The sequence below is a fragment of the Bradyrhizobium sp. WBOS07 genome (genome assembly GCF_024585165.1).
In the GTDB taxonomy this organism is placed as follows: Bacteria; Pseudomonadota; Alphaproteobacteria; order Rhizobiales; family Xanthobacteraceae; genus Bradyrhizobium; species Bradyrhizobium japonicum_B.
This window is the reverse complement of record NZ_CP029008.1, coordinates 4,080,538-4,099,314: the sequence shown is the minus strand read 5'-3', so window position 1 is coordinate 4,099,314 and position 18,777 is coordinate 4,080,538. Positions and strand designations below refer to the sequence as shown.

Here is an 18,777-nt window from a genome sequence, read left to right as displayed (position 1 = left end):
CTGCCACCGAACGCATCGGCCAGTCAGTCCACGTCGTCCGCCTAGAGAATAATGATGAGCGAGTCCAAGACGCTTGCGACCAACGAGACGCTTGCAGCCAATCAGAAGAGAGCGGAAGCGTTCCTCGATGGAGCCCGGTGGCACAAATGCTTGAAACCTTGAAGGGAGCAACGTCCCTGCTGGACACCACGTGGTCCGTTGCAGCGCCGCGCGTGTCGGCCGAAAAGGTGGCGATCGTGATCGAGGAAGCGCGCGGATTCCTTGGCGACCGGCTGTCGACAAGCATGGCGTTGCGCGAGCAGCATGCGCACGGTGAGGGCCCCGCGTTGCCTCATTTGCCGGATGCCGTCGCTTTCGTCGAGACGGTCGACGAGGTCAGGCAAGTCCTGGCGCTCTGTCATCGCGAGGGAGTGCCAATTGTTCCATTCGGCGCAGGGTCGAGCCTTGAGGGGCAGGTGAACGCCGTTTGCGGAGGAATAAGTGTCGATCTCAGCCGGCTGAACTCGATCATCGAAGTCAACCGGGAGAACATGGATTGTCTGGTCGAGCCGGGTGTCACGCGTGAGCAGCTCAACAGCTTTATCCGCGACGCCGGCCTGTTCTTTCCCGTCGATCCCGGTGCGGAGTGCACGATTGGAGGAATGTGCGCGACTCGCGCAAGCGGTACGAATGCAGTGCGGTACGGGACCATCCGGGAAAATGTGCTCGGGCTCGATGTCGTTCTGGCTGATGGCCGTCTCATCTCGACGGGCGGTCGCGTGCGGAAGGCCGCCAACGGATACGATCTGACCCACCTCTTCATTGGTTCGGAGGGCACACTCGGCATCATCACGAAGATCCGTTTGCGTCTTCACGGCATACCCGAGGCAACCAGCGCCGCCGTGGCGCAATTCCCAACTCTGGCAGCCGCGGTCGAGACGGTCTTCATGACGATGCAACTCGGTATTCCCATTGCGCGCGTCGAGCTTCTGGATGACGTGCAAATGGGAGCGAGCATCGCTTACTCGAAACTCGAAGGTTACGAGGCAGTCCCGACCCTGTTCTTTGAATTCAACGGCAGTCATTCCAGCGTGAAAGAGCAGGCCGAACTCGTCGAGACCATGGCGAATGACGCTGGAGCAGTTCGTTTCGTGTGGTCCAGCGGGACCGAGGCACGCAATCGGCTGTGGACCGCCCGACACCGGGCGTATCCGGCCGCAGTCGCTTTGCGTCCGGGGGCGAAAGGCATTGCGACCGACGTCTGCGTGCCGATCTCGCGGCTTGCCGAAGCTGTGCTCGGAGCGCGCGAGGATATTGCAGCGTCCGGATTGATCGCACCAATTGCCGGCCACGTTGGAGACGGCAATTTTCACTGCTGCATCCTGGTCGATCCGGGTGATCCCGTTGAAGTCGAGCGAGCGCTCACGCTGGATCACAAGATCGTCGCGCGCGGTCTCGGCCTGGGCGGGACCTGCTCTGGAGAGCACGGGATCGGCCTCGGAAAGCGCGGCTTCCTGGAGCAGGAGCACGGAGCTGAGGCTTTGGAGGTGATGCGATCGATCAAGATGGCACTCGATCCAAAAGGAATTCTCAATCCAGGCAAGCTTTTCCCAGGGCCGCCGTCAGCATCCGCGTCTTGAGCTCACCTGTCAGCGTCGAAAGGAACATGCGATGAATTGCCAATCCCTTCTCGCAGGCGCCACTATAGCCCTGATATCGTCTTTCGGAACGGCAGCCCTTGCGCAGCCGTTCGAGGGGTGCCCGTCGAAGGAAATCCTGGCGCAGTTCGAGGAGTTTGGCCGCACCAGGAAGATGCCGCCCGAGCTCGGTGCCTGGCTGAACAATCCCAAGGCTCAGTACATCGAGCCCTGGAAGGCTTTCGATAACGTCTACTATGTCGGCGTTTGCTGGGTCTCGTCCTGGGTGATACGCACAAGCGACGGCGTGGTGTTGATCGACACGTTGCACGAGCCTCATGTCGACCAGCTCATTGCCAATTTGCGCAAGGTCGGCGCCGACCTGGCCGACATCAAATACGTGCTGATGACGCATGGGCACTTCGATCATGTCGGCGGGGCCGCCAAGCTCAAGCCTCTGCTGCCGAATGCGAAATTCGTGATGACCAAGATCGGCTGGAGCGAAGCGATCGCAGCGGCGAAGCAGTCCGAAGGAACGCCGCGTCCGTGGTCAATGATCGATCAGGATGTCGTCGTCGGGGACGGAAACGTCATCCGTTCAGGCAACAACACGTTCGGTGTATTGGAGACCCCCGGTCATACCCATGGCACAGCATCGTACACCTACGACGTGAAGGATGGCACAAAGACCTATCGCGCCGTCACGGTCGGCGGACTTGGGCTCAATGCGATCGAAAACTCAAAGCAGGTCGAAGGGTACATTGCGAGCCTCGACACGATCAAGAAGCCGGTCGAGCAACCTAACAATCCTGTGACAGTGCATCTCACGACGCACCCGTTCTCCAACGGATTGACCGAGCTCCGCGAGAAGGTCGTTTCGCGCGCACCGAACGAACCGAATCCTCTTGTCGACCCGCAGGGTTTGCTCGATCAGGTGGCCTATCTGCGCAAGGGAGCGGAAGAGCGGCTGGCTATCGAACGCAAGGCGGGTCGCTAGTCATGTCTCGTCTGCGTCGCGGAGTAGCGGTAGTCTCAAGCGGAAGCATGGTGCCACCGAGGCCGGTCTGGCCGGCCCCGGTGTGCTCCGTTCGTCGCCCTCAAAGATGATGCTCGGCGATGATCTGGCCGCTGCCCGATGAAGGGAAGTAGGGACAAAGCAGCTCGGTTTCTCCCGTGTATGCGTCCCAACCGAGCAACCCGAACATCATGTGGGTATCGGCCATCAAGGCCTCTCCATTGCACTTGGTCGAGTATTCGGGGAGCATGCGGACGAACTCCGCATAGCGGCGTTCCTTCCATAGATCGAGGACGCGCAAGTCGACCTGGCGGTTGAATTCGCTGCCGACCTGTTCCCACTGGCTGTCGCCGACCTGCTCGTTGGCAACGAGCTTGTGCGACATGGAGCCGGAGGCAAGGACAGCGACCTTGCGATTGGAGGCGGCGATCGCGGCAGCGCAGGCCGTGCCGAACTTGCGGTTCTCCTCCACGCTGGCGAAGATCGGCGCGGCAACCGAAAGGACGCGCGCCCAGCCGCCTTCGTTCATGTAGTGCATCGGCACGATGGTGCCGTACTCGAGCGGCAGCGTCTCCACCTTGTGTGCCAGGACCTGAAGACCGTGCCTCGTCGCTTCGGCTGCGATGGCGTCGCCTAGCTCGGGGTCGCCGGGATAGTCGTAATTCATGTTCTGGATCATATGCGGCGCTTCATGGCTGGTATAGACGCCGCGATGGCGCGCGTTTGCGTTCATGTGACACCCGAAATTCGAGATCCAATGGGTATCGAATACGAGGAACGTGTCGGCCTTCCTGTCGCGGGCACGCCTGCCGATTTCGCGCAACGCCTGAATGGCCGCTGCCCGCTTTCCCTTCAGCGGCCCGTCGCGCTCCGAAATCATGATCGAAGGTACGTGCGCAATCTTGGCCGCCAATACGATGTCACCCATGGACGCCTCCTCGTTGAGTTATCCGGGTATCGTATTTGCCTTGGCCGCAGCGATCCTTAATGCAGATCAAATGGAGAAGGTGCCAAGCGCGGGTTGATCATTAAGCGCAGCTTATCGATTACAAAGAAACTATCGATTGTGAGGCCACGCTTGAGGCCTTGTTCGAAGATACAAAGCGCCGGGTCGAACCGTCGCCTTGTTGCTAATTCAGCGGCCAGTGCCCGCAGGTTTTGAGGCGAGCCTCCGTCAATTCTCAGCGCTGCCCATCGTGCACCGAGATATCGGATGCGGCGAGCCCGCCGATCCGCGCATGAGGCCTGCCGCCGGTCGCCATCACCAGCCCGAAAGCGATCTCGTCACGTCTGGGCGCATCCCATAGCGTCATCTCCGCGGTACCAAAATGGCTGCGCACATAGCACGCATGGATGTGTCCAAGCGGAACCATGAGACGCGTGCCGGGTCCGCCGATGGTCTTTGCCGCCGGCACGATCGCCTTGGGCTGGCTGAGCACCTCGCGCATGCCCTGGCCGCCGGCTTCGTGCCAGACCGCGCCATGCTCGAGCTCGCCGTCTTCGCCGACGATGATGCCCTTGCCGTAGGCTTCGATGCGCTCGGCGCCGCCGAGCTGCGCGATCAGCCGCGTCGCGAGCTCGCGCCCGAGCTCACGCAAGGCCGCCTGGAACGGCATCAGGTTGGGTTCGTAGCGACCGGCGAAGGGATTGTGGATGACCGCAATGGCCGTTCCGACCAACAGCGGCTTCTCTAGGCGAGGCCCGCGCTCGTGCCAGATTGTCTCGACACCAAGCGCGGTCTTGCGAATATCGTAGGACATGCGCGGCTCTATGCTTCGTCGACGACCGGATTGCTGAGCACGCCGATGTTTTCGATCTCGACCTCGACCACGTCTCCAGGCTTGAGAAAGATCGGCGGCTTGCGCGTGAAGCCGACGCCGGCCGGCGTGCCGGTGGCTATGACGTCGCCAGGAACAAGGTCGAAGATGGTCGAGGAATATTCGATCAGTCGCGGGATCGAGAAGATCAGCATCGAGGTGTCGGAGGACTGCACTACCGCGCCATTGACGCGCGTCTCCAGCTTCAGCTTGGCGGGATCGCCGATCTCGTCCGGCGTCACGAGCCACGGTCCGAACGGACCGGTGCCAACGAAGTTCTTGCCGGAGGCAATTTGCCCGGCATGGCGCTGCCAGTCGCGCACGCTGACGTCGTTGTAGATCGAGTAGCCCGCCACGTGGTTCCAGGCATCGTCCTGGCTGATGTGGCGACCGCCCTTGCCGATCACGACGGCGAGCTCGCCCTCCCAGTCGAAATTGTCGGAGACCTTCGGCCGTATCACCGGCGCGTTGTGGCCGACCTGGGAGCGCCAGACCCGCAGGAAGATCGGCGGAAACTCGGTGATCTCGCGCTTCATGCCGAACGCCACCGCCTCGTTGTGGTGGTCGAGATAATTGCGCACGGCGCAGACGATCTTTTCGGGACGCGGGATCACGGGAAGGTATTTGACGTCGGCCAGCTTCATCGTCGGCTTGTGTTCGGCGACGATGGCCTCGCGGCGCGCGTAGTCGTTGCTGCCGAGGAAGTCGGCGAGGGTCGGATATTGGGGCAGGGCGCGGCCGAGATCGACCACGCCATTTTCGACGACGGCTCCCCAGCTTTCCCGATTTCCATCCAGGAACGACAGCAGCTTCATGGCATGATCCCAAAAGTTCGCGTTTTCGATCTTGGGTATTATTTTCGAAAATAGAGGTGGATGCAAGCCTGACCCGACCGAAAAATGAGGACGACGTCCTATTCGGTCTCGAGCAGGTGCCCCGCGTATTTCGCGACATTGTCCGCGGTGGAGCGGATGTGGGTCTCGATCAGCTGCACCGCGAGATCGGCATTGCGCGATATGGCGGCTTGCATGATCGCCTGGTGCTCGCCGGCCTTGTCGCGGGGGCGTGGCCGGAAATTGGCCGACAGATGCCGGTATCGCTCGGCGCGGTCGAACAGCTCGGCGCGGATTGCGAGCAGGGTCGCGGAGCCGCAGGCGGAGACCAACGCCTGGTGGAATTGCCGGTGGGCGATCTTCCATTCGGGGTCGCGCAGCGGATGCTCGGGATCACGCTGTTCGATCCGTTTCAGCCTGTGAAGCGTCGAGATGACGGCAATCTCCCAGTCGTCATCGCCCTTCTGGATGGCGCGGCGCATCAATTCCACTTCGATGAGGACCCGGGCGTCGGTGACCTCCACAAGATCCTGCCGGCTGACCGGCGCAACGCGAAATCCGCGCTGCTCCTGGGCGTCGACCAGGCCCTCGGCGGCGAGGGCGGTCAGCGCCTCCCGCAAAGTGGTGAAGCTCGCGCCGAAACGCTCGCGTAAGACGTCGAACCTCAACGGCTCGCCGGGGGCAAGAGCGCAGGTCACGATCTCCTCGCGCAGCCGATGGGTAATGTCGGCGGCGATCGTCTTGCCGAATTCCTTGCGGGGGCGAATGGCGCTGTCGGGCATGGTCCTGCCAATGAATCGATGGCTCAAGATGCCGTGCCACCGCCCATCTTGCAATAATTTTCGTAACCGCTATTATTTTCGAAAATACGTGTCGAGGAGGGAGATATGAGCTCATGAGAGCGGTCCTGGTACGTCAACCGGGCGGGCCGGATGCCCTTGAATTGGTCGAGCTGCCAGTGCCCACGCCGGGTGCCGGACAGGTTCAGATCCGTGCCGAAGCATTCGGCGTGGGGCAGCCCGACGTGCTGATCCGTCGCGGCGTTTACAAATGGATGCCGCCGCTGCCGGCCAATCCCGGCAATGATGTCGCCGGCTGCATCTCCGCGCTCGGGGCGGGCGTTGAGGGCGTGCACGTCGGCCAGAAGGTCCTGCTGAGCGCGCGTGATCTATCGCAGCGCGGCGGCTGTTATGCCGATTATGTGGTCGCTCCCGCCGACGCCGTTCATGTGCTTCCCGACCATGTCGATCTGCAAGCAGCGGTGTGCCTGTCGAATTATCAAGTGGCTTACGCACTCCTGCAGGAGTGCCGCCATCCGCGCGCGCCCGCGAGCGTCCTGGTGATCGGCGCGGCCGGCGGCGTCGGCACCGCGCTGGTGCAACTGGCCAAGCTGGCGCAGATGACCGTGATCGGCACGGTTTCCACCGACGAGAAGGCCGAGTTCGCGCGCCGTCACGGCGCCGACCACGTCATCTTCTACCGCAGCGAGGATGTCGTGGCGCGGACCCGCGAGTTGACCAAAGGCGAGGGCGTCGGTCTCGTTCTCGACCACGTCTGCGGTCCGGAGTTTGCGTCCTATCTCGGGGGGCTTGGAAAATGGGGCACGCTGCTGTCATACAACGCTTTCGCCGGGCTGCCGGAAGAGAATCTGATGGCGGCGATGCGCGATCATCTCGACATCTGCCCTGCCGTGCGCTGCTTCTCCTTTCACATTTACGATCATGATCGCGAGAGCCGTCGCGCACTGATGCGCAGCGTGATCGACGCCCTGAGTCGCAATGCGATCAAGCCGGCGATCTCGGCGGTTCTGAAGCTGGATCAAGTCAGGCAAGCTCACACCTTGCTGGAGCAGGGCTCCGCGCTCGGCAAGATCATCATGACGCGTTGAGAGAGTGGACCACAATGACGACCCAAGCACCCATTGCTCGATTCACACGGCTGAGACATGCCACTTTCGCCTCGCCGGATTCTGAGCGATTGCTCGATTACTATCGCGGAGTGATCGGTCTTGGTCTGATCGGCCGCGATGGAGATCGCATTTTCCTTGCCAGCGACTCCGATCAGCTTTCGCTCGTGATCGAGCCCGGCGAGGCCGCTTTGACGAGTATCGCGTTCGAGATCTCACCTGATGTCGAGATGGCGGCGCTGGAGGTTACCCTGAAACGCGCGGATCTGCGTCCAGAACTGCGGAGTGATCCCCTGCCGGGAATTTCCAGGCTGCTGTCGTTCATCGATCCCGAAGGGACGCGGTTCGAGTTGATTCAGGGCTGGACGCCGACGCCGGCGCAGGAGCGGATCGGCGCGCTCGCCGTCATCAAGCTCGGTCATGTCGCGCTTCGGACGCCCGACCCGCTGGCGACGTCGAACTTCTGTGCTGATGTCATGGGTTTGCGGGTGTCCGACTGGGTCGAGGACCGTTTCGTCTTCATGCGCAGCGGCTACGAACATCATACGTTGAACTTCGCCCGTGCTCCCGTGCGCAGCCTCCATCACCTCGCATTCGAATTGCGCGGCCCTTCCCACATGCAACAGGCTTGCGATCATCTCGCTCGCCACAAGCTCGATATCCTTTGGGGACCGGTCCGCCACGGCCCGGGCCACAACACGGCCGTCTACCACCGCAATCCCGATGGCCATCTGGTCGAGCTGTTCCACGATCTCGACCGGATGATTGACGAAGAGCTCGGCTACTTCGATCCGCGCCCCTGGCATCGCGATCGTCCGCAGCGCCCGAAAGTCTGGGTTGGGCTGCCGCGCGACGTCTGGGGTCTGCCGCCATCGCCCGAATGCGTCGAGTTCGCGCGCTAGGCGGCCGGCACTTTTCTTGAAGACCGCCGCTTCAACGCGGCCAACGAAGCAAAGTCAAAGGGAGGATGCATCCATGCAATGGATGAGGCGGATTGCTGCGACCGGATTTCTGCTTGGCAGCGTCATTGCTGCTGGCCCCGCCCAATCGGCGGATAATTATCCGTCGCGGCCGATACGAATGGTTCACGGCTTCGCCGCTGGTGGCGCGGCCGATACGCTGTCGCGCATCGTTGCCGACGGGCTGTCCAAGAAGCTCGGGCAACCGGTCGTCGTTGAGGCCAAACCGGGAGCGGGCGGCAACATTGCGGCTGACGCGATCGCCAGGGCTGAGCCCGACGGCTATACGATCGGCCTCGTCACGGGCGCCCATGCCATATCGGCCGCGACTTACAAGAGTCTGAGCTACCAGCCGGCCGAAAGCTTCGACATGATCTCGACGCTGGTCTACTACGCGCTGGTCATTGCGGTGCGCAACGACTACCCGGCCAAATCGCTCGGCGAATTGATCGCGATGGCAAAGCAGAAACCCGGCGCCCTCAGCTTCGGCTCGGTCGGTTTCGGCAGCACGCACCACCTCGCAGGGGAGCTGCTTAATGCGATGGCCGGCACCGAGATGGTGCACGTTCCCTATCGCGGTGATTCCCAATCCATCACTGCGATGCTTGGCGGCGAGGTTCCGGTCATCATCGGCACGCCGGTCCTGCTCGCAGCACAGATCCAGAGCGGAGCCGTTCGCGGGCTGGCTGTGACTTCGCCAAAGCGGACCGCGCTTTTGCCCGACGTCCCGACCGTCGAGGAAGCCGGCGTCAAGGGATATGACGTGCGCACGTGGGCGGGCCTTCTCGCTCCCAAGGGCACCCCACCTGCCGTCGTTGCGACGCTCAACGCGGCGACGCTCGAGATCCTCAAGGACCCCGAGATCAAGCAGCGCCTGGAAACAGCCGTGGGAGGCGAAGTCCGTGGCAGCTCCCCGGAAGAGATGAAGAAGCTGATCCAGTCCGAAATCGCGAAGTGGTCGGGCGTGGTGGAGCGGGCGAAGATCCCCAGGATCTGATCTGCGTTCGCCTCGCGGAAGCAGACAGAAGCTTGCAGGGGAGGGAGTGTCAGGGATCGTCGTCCTCTCGTGTAGACATTGTCCCCAAAGTGGCGGATGCGACGGGTCTGCCTTTCTGGCAGCGGCGCCCCGTTCCCGCCACGGGCCTATAAGTCCACGGAAAGCTCTTGGCCGACGCGAGCGCCTTTCACGCCGTCCGGGCGGCGTCGCACGCACGTGTCGAGGTTTATCGGACCAAGGCCTTCAAAGCTCCCAAGAACTGAGATCGGCGCCGGGGCATCGTCCAACTGACGCCGTGATTCGAGACCACGACGGCACCCGCGCCGACTGCGAAGCAGCGAGCCTGATCGTTCGCCGTTGTCGATCGTGCACCGAGCCGTCGGACGTCAAGTCCGGCGGTCTGCGCACAAGGTCTACCTCCGGCCCCGTCCGGCCCTGCATGGCATCGGCTATTGCCCTGCGAGCCCGGCGGCCTTAATGACCGGCGCCCATTGCTCGTAGTCTGCCTTTTGGATTGCGGCGAGCTCGGCCGAAGTGGTGCCCGTTGGCGTCAGCCAGAGCGCACGCGCTTTCGCCTGGAATTCGTCGCCATGGATCGAGTCAACGATCAGCTTGCTCAGCTTGTCGATTTCGGCAGGAGGCGTCTTGGACGGAGCGAACATGCCGTACCAGCCGGATCCCGAGATCGCGTAGCCCTGCTCGATGAAGGTCGGCACATCCGGGACCAGCGCATTCCGCGACTTGCCGCTGCTCGCCAACAGCTTGATGGTTCCAGCCTTCGCCTGCCCTACGAGGTCGCCCAGCGGCGCACACACCAGCGGGATTTGCCCGCCCATGACGTCCGTGAGCGCCGGCCCGGTCCCCTTGTAGGCGATCGGCTGGATACTGATGCCGGAGTCGGCCGCGAACTTGAGTGGCAACAGATGCGGCAGCGCACCAAGGCCCGGTACGCCGACATTGTTCTGGGCGGGATTTTTCTTCAGCCAATCCAGAAGCTGCGCGAGGGTTCTGGCATCTGTCATCGGTCCAGCCGCCAGCCCAAAGTCGTAGGTTACGACCTGGGTGATAGGCGTGAAATCCGTGAACGCGTTGTAGGGCAGATCCTTGAACACGGTGGGGAACAGCACCATGGCGCCGAAAGGCGTGAACAGCAGCGTCATGCCGTCGGGATCGGCGCGCTGCACCTCACGCACGCCGATGCGGCCGTCCGCTCCCGTCTTGTTCTCGACGATGGCCGTGACGCCAAGCTTCTTCTGAATGTCTTGGGCAATCAGGCGCGCCAGCACGTCGCCGCCGCTTCCCGGCGAATAGGGATATATGATCTTGAGAGTCGTACCCGCCGCATCAGCCTGATAACTGCACAAGCCGGCTGTCGCTGCCACTGCACCGAGCAAAAATTCGCGTCTGTACATCCTTCCCTCCCCGTTTCCCATTGAGCTCGTCCGTCTTTTTGTGCGGCGAGCCGTTCGATCGACCAAGAGCCGCCGGCTCACGGTCCGGCAGTTTTCAGGTCGCGAACGCGCGGCGCCCCGCGGGACGGCCGAATCTGCGTGGCGTCGCGCTGCGACCCTCGGCGCGGCGATCGCGTGCCTGCAGGCCTGGAACGCGACGGCGGCTTGGCCGCATTCCGCTCCGGCCGTTGCTTTGCCGGGCGCCGGAAGATCTCGTCGAACGACTGCACGGTGGCCTCCGTCACCTTGTCGAGCAGGCGGAGGAGCTCCGCCTTTTCCTTAGGGCTGAGAGATCGCGTGATCATTTCGTTGCGTGCGGACGTGAAGGCCAGGACGCGATCGTGCAAGCGGCGTCCGGCGGCAGTCGGCACAAATAGCGTTTGCCGGCGGTCCTGCAAGCTTGCGCTGTGCGACACCAGGCCCTTGCGGATCAGATCGGATACCGACCTGCTGATCTGCGCCTTGTCCAGGTAAAGCTCGGCCGCGAGCTCGGCGAGCGTGACCGGCTGGAGCGCATGGATCAGGCCGAGCGCGCGCCACTCGCCGAGGTTCAATCCGAACTCGCCCGATATCCGCAGCTGTCCGGTGCGCTCACCGATGGTGGCGAGGCGCAAAATGCGAAACATAAGAAGCCGGCGAACGTCGCCTTCGGCCTTTGTCGGGGCACCTCTTGAACGCGCAGACATGGTTCCCAATTGATGTTGACTTTGTCAATGTTTGACATTCTCATTGAGATTGCGGCGAGTCAAGCAGGATCGTGCATTCGCCGCGCCACGTTCAGCCTGCCACCAACAGAAGGCGCGGAAATGCCCACCCGCAATGTCCTGTTCATCATGTGCGATCAACTCAGGTACGATTACCTGAGCTGTTCCGGTCATCCTTACCTTCAGACGCCGAACATCGACGCGCTCGCGGCGCGCGGCGTCCGCTTCACGCGCGCCTACGTGCAGTCTCCGGTCTGCGGCCCGTCGCGCATGAGCTATTATACGGGCCGCTACATGCGCTCGCACGGATCGAACTGGAACGGATTTCCCTTGCGCATCGGCGAGCCGACGCTCGGCGATCACTTGCGCCAGCTGGGCGTCCGCACGGCACTGGTCGGGAAGACGCACATGACGTCGGATAACGAGGGGATGCAGCGGCTCGGCATCGATCCCGGCTCTACCATCGGCGTGCTCGCTTCCGAATGCGGCTTCGAGCCCTACGACCGCGACGATGGCCTGCACCCGTCGGCAAGACGACAGCGCAGCGAACCCTACAACGCCTATCTTCGCTCCAAGGGCTATGAGGGGAATAATCCGTGGGAGACATGGGCCAACTCCGGGGCGGCCGCGGACGGCAGCCTGCAGAACGGCTGGCTTCTCGTTCATGCCGACAAGAAGGCGCGCGCACCGGACGAAGACACGGAGACGCCTTGGACGACGCGCGAAGCGATGCGCTTCATCGCCGAGGCCGCAGCCGAGCAGCGGCCCTGGTGCCTGCATCTGTCCTATATCAAGCCTCATTGGCCCTATATCGCGCCGGCGCCCTATCATGAGATGTTCGGCAAGGAGCAGGTGGTTCCGGCCGTCCGGGACGAGCGCGAGCGCGGCAACGAGACGCATCCGGTCTACAAGGCCTTCATGAATCTGCGCGTATCCCGCAACTTCTCGCGCGAGGAGGTGCGTCAGCGCGTCATTCCGGCGTATATGGGTCTCATCAAGCAGATCGACGACCAGCTCGGCGATCTGTTCGCGTTTCTGAAGGAGAAGGAGCTCGACAAGACGACGATGATCGTCTTCACCTCCGATCACGGCGACTATCTCGGCGACCACTGGCTCGGCGAAAAGGACTTATTCCATGACGTCTCCGTCAAGGTTCCGATGATCGTCGTCGACCCTTCTCCAGAGGCCGACAACACCCGCGGCACCACCTGCGATGCCCTGGTCGAAGCGATCGACCTCACGCCGACCTTCATCGAATTCTTCGGAGCAACGTCACCGCGCCACATCGTCGAGGGCAAGTCGCTGATGCCTTGGCTTCGCGGTGCCGCACCGTCGCATTGGCGGACGCACGTGTTCTCCGAATACGATTACTCCATGCAGGACGTGCGCGGCTATCTCGGGCTTGGCGTCGACCAATGCCGCTTGTTCATGGTGTTCGACGGGCGCTGGAAATACATCCACGCGCCCGGCTTCCGCCCGATGCTCTTCGATCTTCAGTCCGACCCGCAGGAGCTTCGCGACCTCGGCGCCGACCCCGCCCATGGGGATACACTCGTCAGAATGCGCGCTGCACTGCTCGACTGGGCGCTAACCGATCACAATCGCATTACGACGCCGGATGCCCGCATCGAATCCTACAGCTCGGCGACGCAGCTCAAGGGAGGAATATTGATCGGATATTGGGACGAGGCGGAACTTGAAGAAGCGCGGCAGCGCTTGCAGCCGGATTAGGCCAGGCCGGTCATTGGCCAGAAGCGGATCCTCTTAGCACGATCAACGCTCATTTCATCACCAGTCTACACTCGGATCGCGCCGTCGGTCTGCCGGACCTCTGGTTGAGCGGCTGAACGCGACGCCTTGGGCATCACGAAAATCGCCGATAGTGGTCTTTGGGCCGACCGAAACCGTCGCTATGTCGCGAAAGCGTTCTCCGAGGACATCCGCATCCGCGAAGTCGACGAACATCTGCCGCCGGAAGGCGTTGCCCGCCGGGAATGATCCTGATCGTTGCGTCGATGCCCCGGTCTTTGAAATAGCCTTTCTCGACCGCGATCATCGGCAGCACGAATTCGGGTACGTGCGAAACGCCAATGGTAACCTTGGTTTGCGCTGCGGCAATGCCGGCAAGCGGTTCTCGCGTCGGTAGCTTACCACTCCGTGGAAATCATGCCAGCGAAACGCCTTGTCCGCGGCCTCCGGAATGTTCTTACGAACGCCTCGGCTGGCCGAGCCACTTGCTGGATCCGCAAGCGTTCGGAGCGATGCTCAAGGGATGCATAGATCGATCGACGCTCAGAAGTACGGCGTCGTCCACTCCAGCTCCTTTGGCTTGATTTTCTGCTCGATGCAGCGCGCCGCGGCGTACCCGGCGATTTCGCCGGTCTGGGTACACCACGGGAAGTTGCGCATCACCATGAACAGCGTGCGGTATTCGAACGACAACGACGCGCCGGTCAGAACCATGTTGTCGATCTTTTTCGGCAGGAAGCAACGGAACGGCACCTCGAAATCGTGCTTCTGAAATCCCTCCCAAAAGAACGTCTTGGTCATCGGCTTGCTGATCGCGTCGCGGAAGCGGCGGCCGGCACGCACGTCCTCGATGTTGACGACGTACTCGCCGATCGGGTGACGGCCGTCGCGGACGCCGACGAAGCGGCCGATGCTGGCGACCGTCGCCTGCTCGAAGCCGGGCACGTATTTTCGCAGAAACTGCGCTTCGCCGTTGATGAAGCCGCGCAACTCGCGCTTGGCTTTGGCATGGTCCGCGGCGTTGTCGTCCATGTGCAGTGCCCATTCGTAGGGCACGTTCTGCCACAGCACATAGGTGCCGTCGGCCGAGATCGGGCTCATGTCGAGCGTCGGGTGGCCGATATAGGCTTCGCCGTATACGTTGTTGCCGGACATCCGCGGACGATATACGCCCTCCGGCAGATCGCCTGCGGCGGCAGCCTCGGCCATCACCTTGCCGAGGTCCGGGTCCTTGGCGGTCTCCTGATGTGCGATCAGGCGCTGCAGGTCGATGCCGCTCATGGTCCACAGCAGTCCGCCGGGGATCGGCCGCTGGATGCCGTCCCAGCCCGTGCTCGCCGGTTGCGGGCCGCCGCCCCGTACATAAGGTGCGCCAGCGCGGGCCACCAGTTCGCCGGTGCCCGAGCCCTCGATGAAGATCTTGCCCGCGATGGCCTGCAGCCCGCTGGCATTCTCGACCAGGATCGCCGTGATGGTGCCGTCGGCGGGGCCGCTGGAGTCGACGATGGCATCGACGAAGGTGGTGCCATAGAGCGCGGTGACGCCGGCTTCCTGCAGCATCATCGCCATCACACAGCCGGCGCCTTCCGGATTGAAAGACATGCGGCGAAACTCGCTGCCCGGCGGCTTCTTGCGCTCGTAGTGCGACAGCGGATTGCCGGCCCAGCCGGGATGCGTGCTCTCGGTCGCGGTATAGATATAGCCTTCGGTGGCGAAGCGCTGCATCAGTTCGGTGTGGATGCCGCCTACGCCGCTGTCGGCGGCGCCCTGCAGGCCAGAGGTGTGAACGCCACCCGGCATGTCGAAGCGCTCGATCATGACGGTGCGTGCACCCATCCGCGCCGCCTGTAGCGCGGCTGCGAAACCGCCGGGACCGCCGCCCACCACGACGACGTCGGCTTCGTAGGCGATTGGGATGTTATAATGGCGGCTGATGGCAGGGGCGGCAGTCGGGGTCTGGACGGTCATGGGGGACTCATGTTGCGAGGCCGCGGCGCGGCATCGAAGAACGACGTCGTCTCAGCCAACGAAGAAGCTGGCGTCGACCGGTTTCGGGAGATCCTTTTCGGCGACCAGGATTTCGCTGCTGCGGATCACTGCCTGCCGCGCTTTCGGATCGGCCATCGACTCGAAGCGATATTTCAGCCGGCCATTTTGCGTCGCCGTCACCAGCGTGCTTGCCGGCAGCTTGGTTTCCTTCTCGGCCGCCGCGTAGGCCGCCTGCGGATCCGCCTGCATCGCCGCCGCGCCGTCGGCGAACACCTTGTACAGCCGCTCGGCGATACCCGGATATTTGTCGAGTGCGGCCTGCCGGATTGCAAGGCCGAGGAACGGCATCACCGCGCCCTCGTGTTTCTCATAGGCCTCGCCCATGTTGAGCAGCACGCGCAGCTTCGGATTCTTGGTCATCCCGATGGTGACGCTGGGCTCCCAGGTCATCGCCGCATCGGCGCGGTCGGCCAGCACCAGCGTGACGCCGCCGAGCGGATGATCGACGGTCTGGATAGTGGTCTCCTTCTCGAGATCGATGCCGTAGAACGCGCGCACCAGCGACTTCATCAGCCGGAACGTGCCCGACGAGGTCGGCGCCGCCAGCGTCTTGCCGCGCAGATCGGTGATCGATTGGATGCTGTCCGAGGCGGTGACGATGTTGAGCAGGTTGCCTGGGTTGATCCCGCACAGATACTTCACGGGGACCCCGGCGAAGGCGCGCACCGCAAAGGTGTCCCAGCTGCCGAAGCACATGTCGAACGAACCGGCGACGAAGTCGCCGTAATAGGTCGTCAGCGACGAATACGGAATTGGCGGCGCCAGCGCGACGCCGTGCTTGCGGTCGAAACCGTTGGCCAGCGTGCATTCCATGAAGGCAGGCACGAAGCCCGGCGTGAACGTCGCCCAGGTGAGCTGCGGAAGATCGGCGGCGGGCGCCAGCGTCGGCAGCGCCAGGCCCGCGGCAGTGCCTGCGACCGCTTGAATGAATTGCCGTCGTGATCCGGCCATGTGAACCTCTCTTCAAAGGGAGCTCGGAATCAGGTGGCGAAGAAGCCGGGCTCGGCCTTCTTGGTCAGCACGCCCTGCCGCACCAGGATCTCGGATGCGGTGGTAATCGTGCTCTGCACTTTCGGATCGCCGGCCCTACCGTAGGCGAGCTTGAACCGGCCGGAACTGCGGGCGATCTTCAGCGTCTCGGCATCGATCTTGGTGCGCGGCGCGTATTTTGCGGCGATCGCATCGAATTCGGCGTCGATCAGGGCCACGCAATCGCCGAACGCAGCGCTGAGCTTGGCGGCAAGACCCGGATGGGCGCTGAGGATCTCCTGCCGGACATTGACGCAGAAATACGGCAGGTCCGATCCGGTCTTGTCGTGAAACGCCTTGCCGGCACTGAAGATCACCTCGAGATCGGGGCGCTTCTGCATGCCGTTGCTGATCATCGGCTCCCACGCCATCGCCGCGTCGGCACGATCGGCGATCACCAGCGTCACGCCCTGCGCCGGATTGTCGGCGTTCTGCACCTGCGCGATGCTCTCGATGTCGGTGCCGGCGATGTCCTTGATCATCGCGCGGGTCATCCGGTAGACGCCGGACTGCTGCGGCGCGGCGATAGTCTTGCCCTTCAACTCGGCGACCGACTTCGGGCCGCCCTTGGCGGCGATGATGCCGATCATGTCGGCGGTCATCAGGGTGCACAACAGCCGACAGGGCACGCCGCCATGATAGCGCGTCAAGATCGGGTCCCAACTCGCGATGATCAGGTCGGAACTGCCGGCGACGAAATCGTTGAACAGCGTACCGATCGACGCGTTCAGCACCGGCTCGCCGAGACGGAATCCGTGCTTCTGGTCGAGCTTGCGTTCGCGAATGACGTCGTAGAACACCGTGGTGAAGCCCGGCGTCGCGGTCGCGCAGCGGATCTCGGGCAGATCCTCGCTGCGTGACGTCAGCGGCGCCGCCAGCAGGCCGGCGCCGGCGGCGAAGCCACCCAATAAGGCGCGGCGGGACAATCGCGAGCGCATGTCAGCCTTCGTCGTCCTCATCTTTTCCTCCCAACGCGGTTTCGATTTGTGCCCGGCATTGATCCCGGGTCTTTTCGTCGATCCGAGCCGCCGCGAGCGGCATTTCCAGCACGATGCGTGCCCCGGGGCCGAGCACGATGACGCGGTCGGCCATCTCGAGCGCGTCGTCGATCCGGTGGGTCACGATCAGGCAGGTCTTGTGGAACTCGCGCGCCACCTTGCAAAAGTCCTGGCGCAGCGTGCGCGAGGTGACGTGGTCGAGCTGGCTGAACGACTCGTCGAGCAGAATCAGCTCGGGGTCGACCGCCAGCGCCCGCGCCAGCGACACCCGCTGCCGCATGCCACCTGACAATTCGTGAGGATATTTGGTCTCGGCGCCGCTCAAATTGACTGCAGCAAGAGCCTTGATCGCCCCAGCACGGGCGGTCCGGCGATCCTCGCCGGCGATCAGCAGGCCGAGTTCGGCGTTCTCTACTGCGGTGCGCCATGGCAACAGACGATCGGTCTGGAACGCGACCGCGAGCTTGCCCTTCAGTGCCTTGAACTCCTTGAACGGATCGGCGCCCGCGACCTCGACCGCGCCGGCGTCGGCCCGCATGGTGCCCATGATGATGTTGAGCACGGTGGTCTTGCCGGCGCCGGTGCGGCCGAGCAACGTGACGATCTCGCCGCGCGCGACGCTGAAGCTGAGGTCTTCGACGACGCAATGGCTTCCGAACTGCTTGCGGACTCCGCGCAAGGAGATCACCGGGCCGCCGGTCGCGGCCTTGAACTCGGTCTGCCGCATGTTCATCGGACCGCCGTATCAGGCCGCCAGCCGAGTACGGCTTTCTCGACCGCCGTCACCAGGAGCTGCAACACGATGTTGAGGACAACGAGGAAGAACGTCCAGGCGAGCACCTCGTCGATGTGGAAGGTCGATTGCGCGAGCCCCATCCGCGAGCCGACGCCGATCGCGGATGCCACCAGTTCGGCGAAGATCACCATGCGGGTCGCGTAGCCGATCACCGACTTTGTGGTGAGGATCACGTAGGGCACCAGATGCGGCACGATCAGGTAGCGCAGCGTCTGCAATTGCGACGGCCGGAAGCTCTCGATCATGTCGACCAGATCCTTCGGCAGCGCGCGGAATCCGTCGTAGATGCTGAGCGCGTAGAACGGCATCAGGATCATGATCAGGATGAAGAAGATCCGGGTTTCCGGATTCTTGAACCAGAACACGGCCAAAAGAATCCAGGACAGCGCCGGGATGCCGGTGTCGATCACCACCAGCGAGCGGACGAACGGCCGCAGCAGCGGCGACAGCGCCATGATCAGGCCGAGTAGTACCCCCGCGACCAGCGAGAACGACAGCGCCGCGGCGAGCCGGCCGAGTGTCGCGAACACGTGCACGTAGTCGGCGTGGGCGAGTCGCCAGATCGCCGCGGACACCGCTTCCGGCGACGGCATGATGTAGTCGGGAACGTACCAGCTCGCGACCTTCATCGCGGTGAGCAACAGCAGCACCACGATCACCGTCGCGCCGGTTTCGCGGATTGAGGGCTGCGTCGCGACGAATTTCAGCAGGGCCGCAGCCCGGCCGCAGTTTGGCGGCGGCTCGCTATCGGTGACGATCACCCGATTCTGGACGGTCTGCAATGGCCGGTCTCCTCCCGAAAGAGCGATGCAGCAAGCCGCTCGGTTCCTTCGTTTTTTTCAACTTAACATGTTCACT

The 18,777-nt window shown here is 63.1% G+C and carries 18 protein-coding genes; 7 read left to right on the top strand and 11 right to left on the bottom strand.

Annotated elements, in window-relative coordinates; translation table 11 throughout:
* Positions 1-146 precede the first annotated feature (146 nt).
* Positions 147-1,619 (top strand): FAD-binding oxidoreductase, encoded by a 1,473-nt coding sequence (locus DCM79_RS19610; protein WP_257175906.1) that lies wholly within the window; start codon positions 147-149, stop codon positions 1,617-1,619.
* 31 nt (positions 1,620-1,650) lie between these two features.
* Positions 1,651-2,613 carry an MBL fold metallo-hydrolase gene (locus tag DCM79_RS19605; protein WP_257175905.1) on the top strand — a complete coding sequence of 321 codons (963 nt, stop codon included), beginning with the start codon at positions 1,651-1,653 and terminating at the stop codon, positions 2,611-2,613.
* Between the two features lie 100 nt (positions 2,614-2,713).
* On the opposite strand, the gene hpaD is transcribed toward DCM79_RS19605, so the two are convergent.
* From hpaD to DCM79_RS19585, 4 genes are all read right to left on the bottom strand, one after another.
* Complete coding sequence (gene hpaD / locus DCM79_RS19600; RefSeq protein WP_257175904.1) at positions 2,714-3,559, bottom strand: 3,4-dihydroxyphenylacetate 2,3-dioxygenase; 846 nt, start codon at positions 3,557-3,559, stop codon at positions 2,714-2,716.
* Between the two features lie 253 nt (positions 3,560-3,812).
* Positions 3,813-4,391, bottom strand: coding sequence for an amino acid synthesis family protein (locus DCM79_RS19595; RefSeq protein WP_257175903.1), 579 nt, complete (start codon positions 4,389-4,391; stop codon positions 3,813-3,815).
* Between the two features lie 8 nt (positions 4,392-4,399).
* Entirely contained in the window at positions 4,400-5,263 is an 864-nt protein-coding gene (locus DCM79_RS19590) for a fumarylacetoacetate hydrolase family protein (RefSeq protein WP_257175902.1), read from the bottom strand.
* Positions 5,264-5,361: 98 nt separating this feature from the next.
* Positions 5,362-6,063 carry a GntR family transcriptional regulator gene (locus tag DCM79_RS19585; protein ID WP_257175901.1) on the bottom strand — a complete coding sequence of 234 codons (702 nt, stop codon included), beginning with the start codon at positions 6,061-6,063 and terminating at the stop codon, positions 5,362-5,364.
* A 176-nt stretch (positions 6,064-6,239) separates the two neighbouring features.
* Between DCM79_RS19585 and DCM79_RS19580 the strand changes: the two genes are divergently transcribed.
* The 3 genes from DCM79_RS19580 to DCM79_RS19570 all read left to right on the top strand — a co-directional run bounded on the left by DCM79_RS19580 (position 6,240) and on the right by DCM79_RS19570 (position 9,143).
* Positions 6,240-7,169 carry a zinc-dependent alcohol dehydrogenase family protein gene (locus DCM79_RS19580; protein ID WP_257175900.1) on the top strand — a complete coding sequence of 310 codons (930 nt, stop codon included), beginning with the start codon at positions 6,240-6,242 and terminating at the stop codon, positions 7,167-7,169.
* Between the two features lie 248 nt (positions 7,170-7,417).
* Entirely contained in the window at positions 7,418-8,089 is a 672-nt protein-coding gene (locus tag DCM79_RS19575) for a VOC family protein (protein WP_257175899.1), read from the top strand.
* Positions 8,090-8,162: 73 nt separating this feature from the next.
* Positions 8,163-9,143: a tripartite tricarboxylate transporter substrate binding protein gene (locus DCM79_RS19570; RefSeq protein WP_257232121.1), complete on the top strand. Its 981-nt coding sequence runs from the start codon at positions 8,163-8,165 to the stop codon at positions 9,141-9,143.
* A gap of 449 nt (positions 9,144-9,592) precedes the next feature.
* Here DCM79_RS19570 and DCM79_RS19565 read toward each other — a convergent pair whose 3' ends face one another.
* Complete coding sequence (locus DCM79_RS19565; protein ID WP_257175897.1) at positions 9,593-10,555, bottom strand: tripartite tricarboxylate transporter substrate binding protein; 963 nt, start codon at positions 10,553-10,555, stop codon at positions 9,593-9,595.
* Positions 10,556-10,632: 77 nt separating this feature from the next.
* Positions 10,633-11,220 carry a MarR family winged helix-turn-helix transcriptional regulator gene (locus tag DCM79_RS19560; protein ID WP_257175896.1) on the bottom strand — a complete coding sequence of 196 codons (588 nt, stop codon included), beginning with the start codon at positions 11,218-11,220 and terminating at the stop codon, positions 10,633-10,635.
* Between the two features lie 180 nt (positions 11,221-11,400).
* Here DCM79_RS19560 and DCM79_RS19555 point away from each other — a divergent pair, with 180 nt between their 5' ends.
* Positions 11,401-13,029, top strand: a complete 1,629-nt coding sequence (locus DCM79_RS19555; RefSeq protein ID WP_257175895.1) for an alkaline phosphatase family protein — start codon at positions 11,401-11,403, stop codon at positions 13,027-13,029.
* A gap of 126 nt (positions 13,030-13,155) precedes the next feature.
* A complete protein-coding gene (locus DCM79_RS19550; RefSeq protein ID WP_257175894.1) occupies positions 13,156-13,296 on the top strand; it encodes a hypothetical protein in 141 nt (46 codons plus the stop codon).
* 294 nt (positions 13,297-13,590) lie between these two features.
* On the opposite strand, the gene DCM79_RS19545 is transcribed toward DCM79_RS19550, so the two are convergent.
* The 5 genes from DCM79_RS19545 to DCM79_RS19525 are packed head-to-tail and all read right to left on the bottom strand — an operon-like array spanning position 13,591 to position 18,701.
* Complete coding sequence (locus DCM79_RS19545) at positions 13,591-15,015, bottom strand: FAD-dependent oxidoreductase (RefSeq protein ID WP_257175892.1); 1,425 nt, start codon at positions 15,013-15,015, stop codon at positions 13,591-13,593.
* Between the two features lie 51 nt (positions 15,016-15,066).
* On the bottom strand, positions 15,067-16,047 hold the full coding sequence (locus DCM79_RS19540) for an ABC transporter substrate-binding protein (RefSeq protein WP_257175891.1): 981 nt from the start codon (positions 16,045-16,047) through the stop codon (positions 15,067-15,069).
* A gap of 29 nt (positions 16,048-16,076) precedes the next feature.
* Complete coding sequence (locus tag DCM79_RS19535; protein ID WP_257175890.1) at positions 16,077-17,084, bottom strand: ABC transporter substrate-binding protein; 1,008 nt, start codon at positions 17,082-17,084, stop codon at positions 16,077-16,079.
* Positions 17,065-17,856: an ABC transporter ATP-binding protein gene (locus DCM79_RS19530; RefSeq protein ID WP_257175889.1), complete on the bottom strand. Its 792-nt coding sequence runs from the start codon at positions 17,854-17,856 to the stop codon at positions 17,065-17,067. The genes DCM79_RS19535 and DCM79_RS19530 overlap by 20 nt, the downstream gene beginning before the upstream one ends.
* A complete protein-coding gene (locus DCM79_RS19525; protein WP_257175888.1) occupies positions 17,853-18,701 on the bottom strand; it encodes an ABC transporter permease in 849 nt (282 codons plus the stop codon). Before DCM79_RS19525 ends, DCM79_RS19530 begins: the two co-directional genes overlap by 4 nt.
* Between the last annotated feature and the right edge of the window lie 76 nt (positions 18,702-18,777).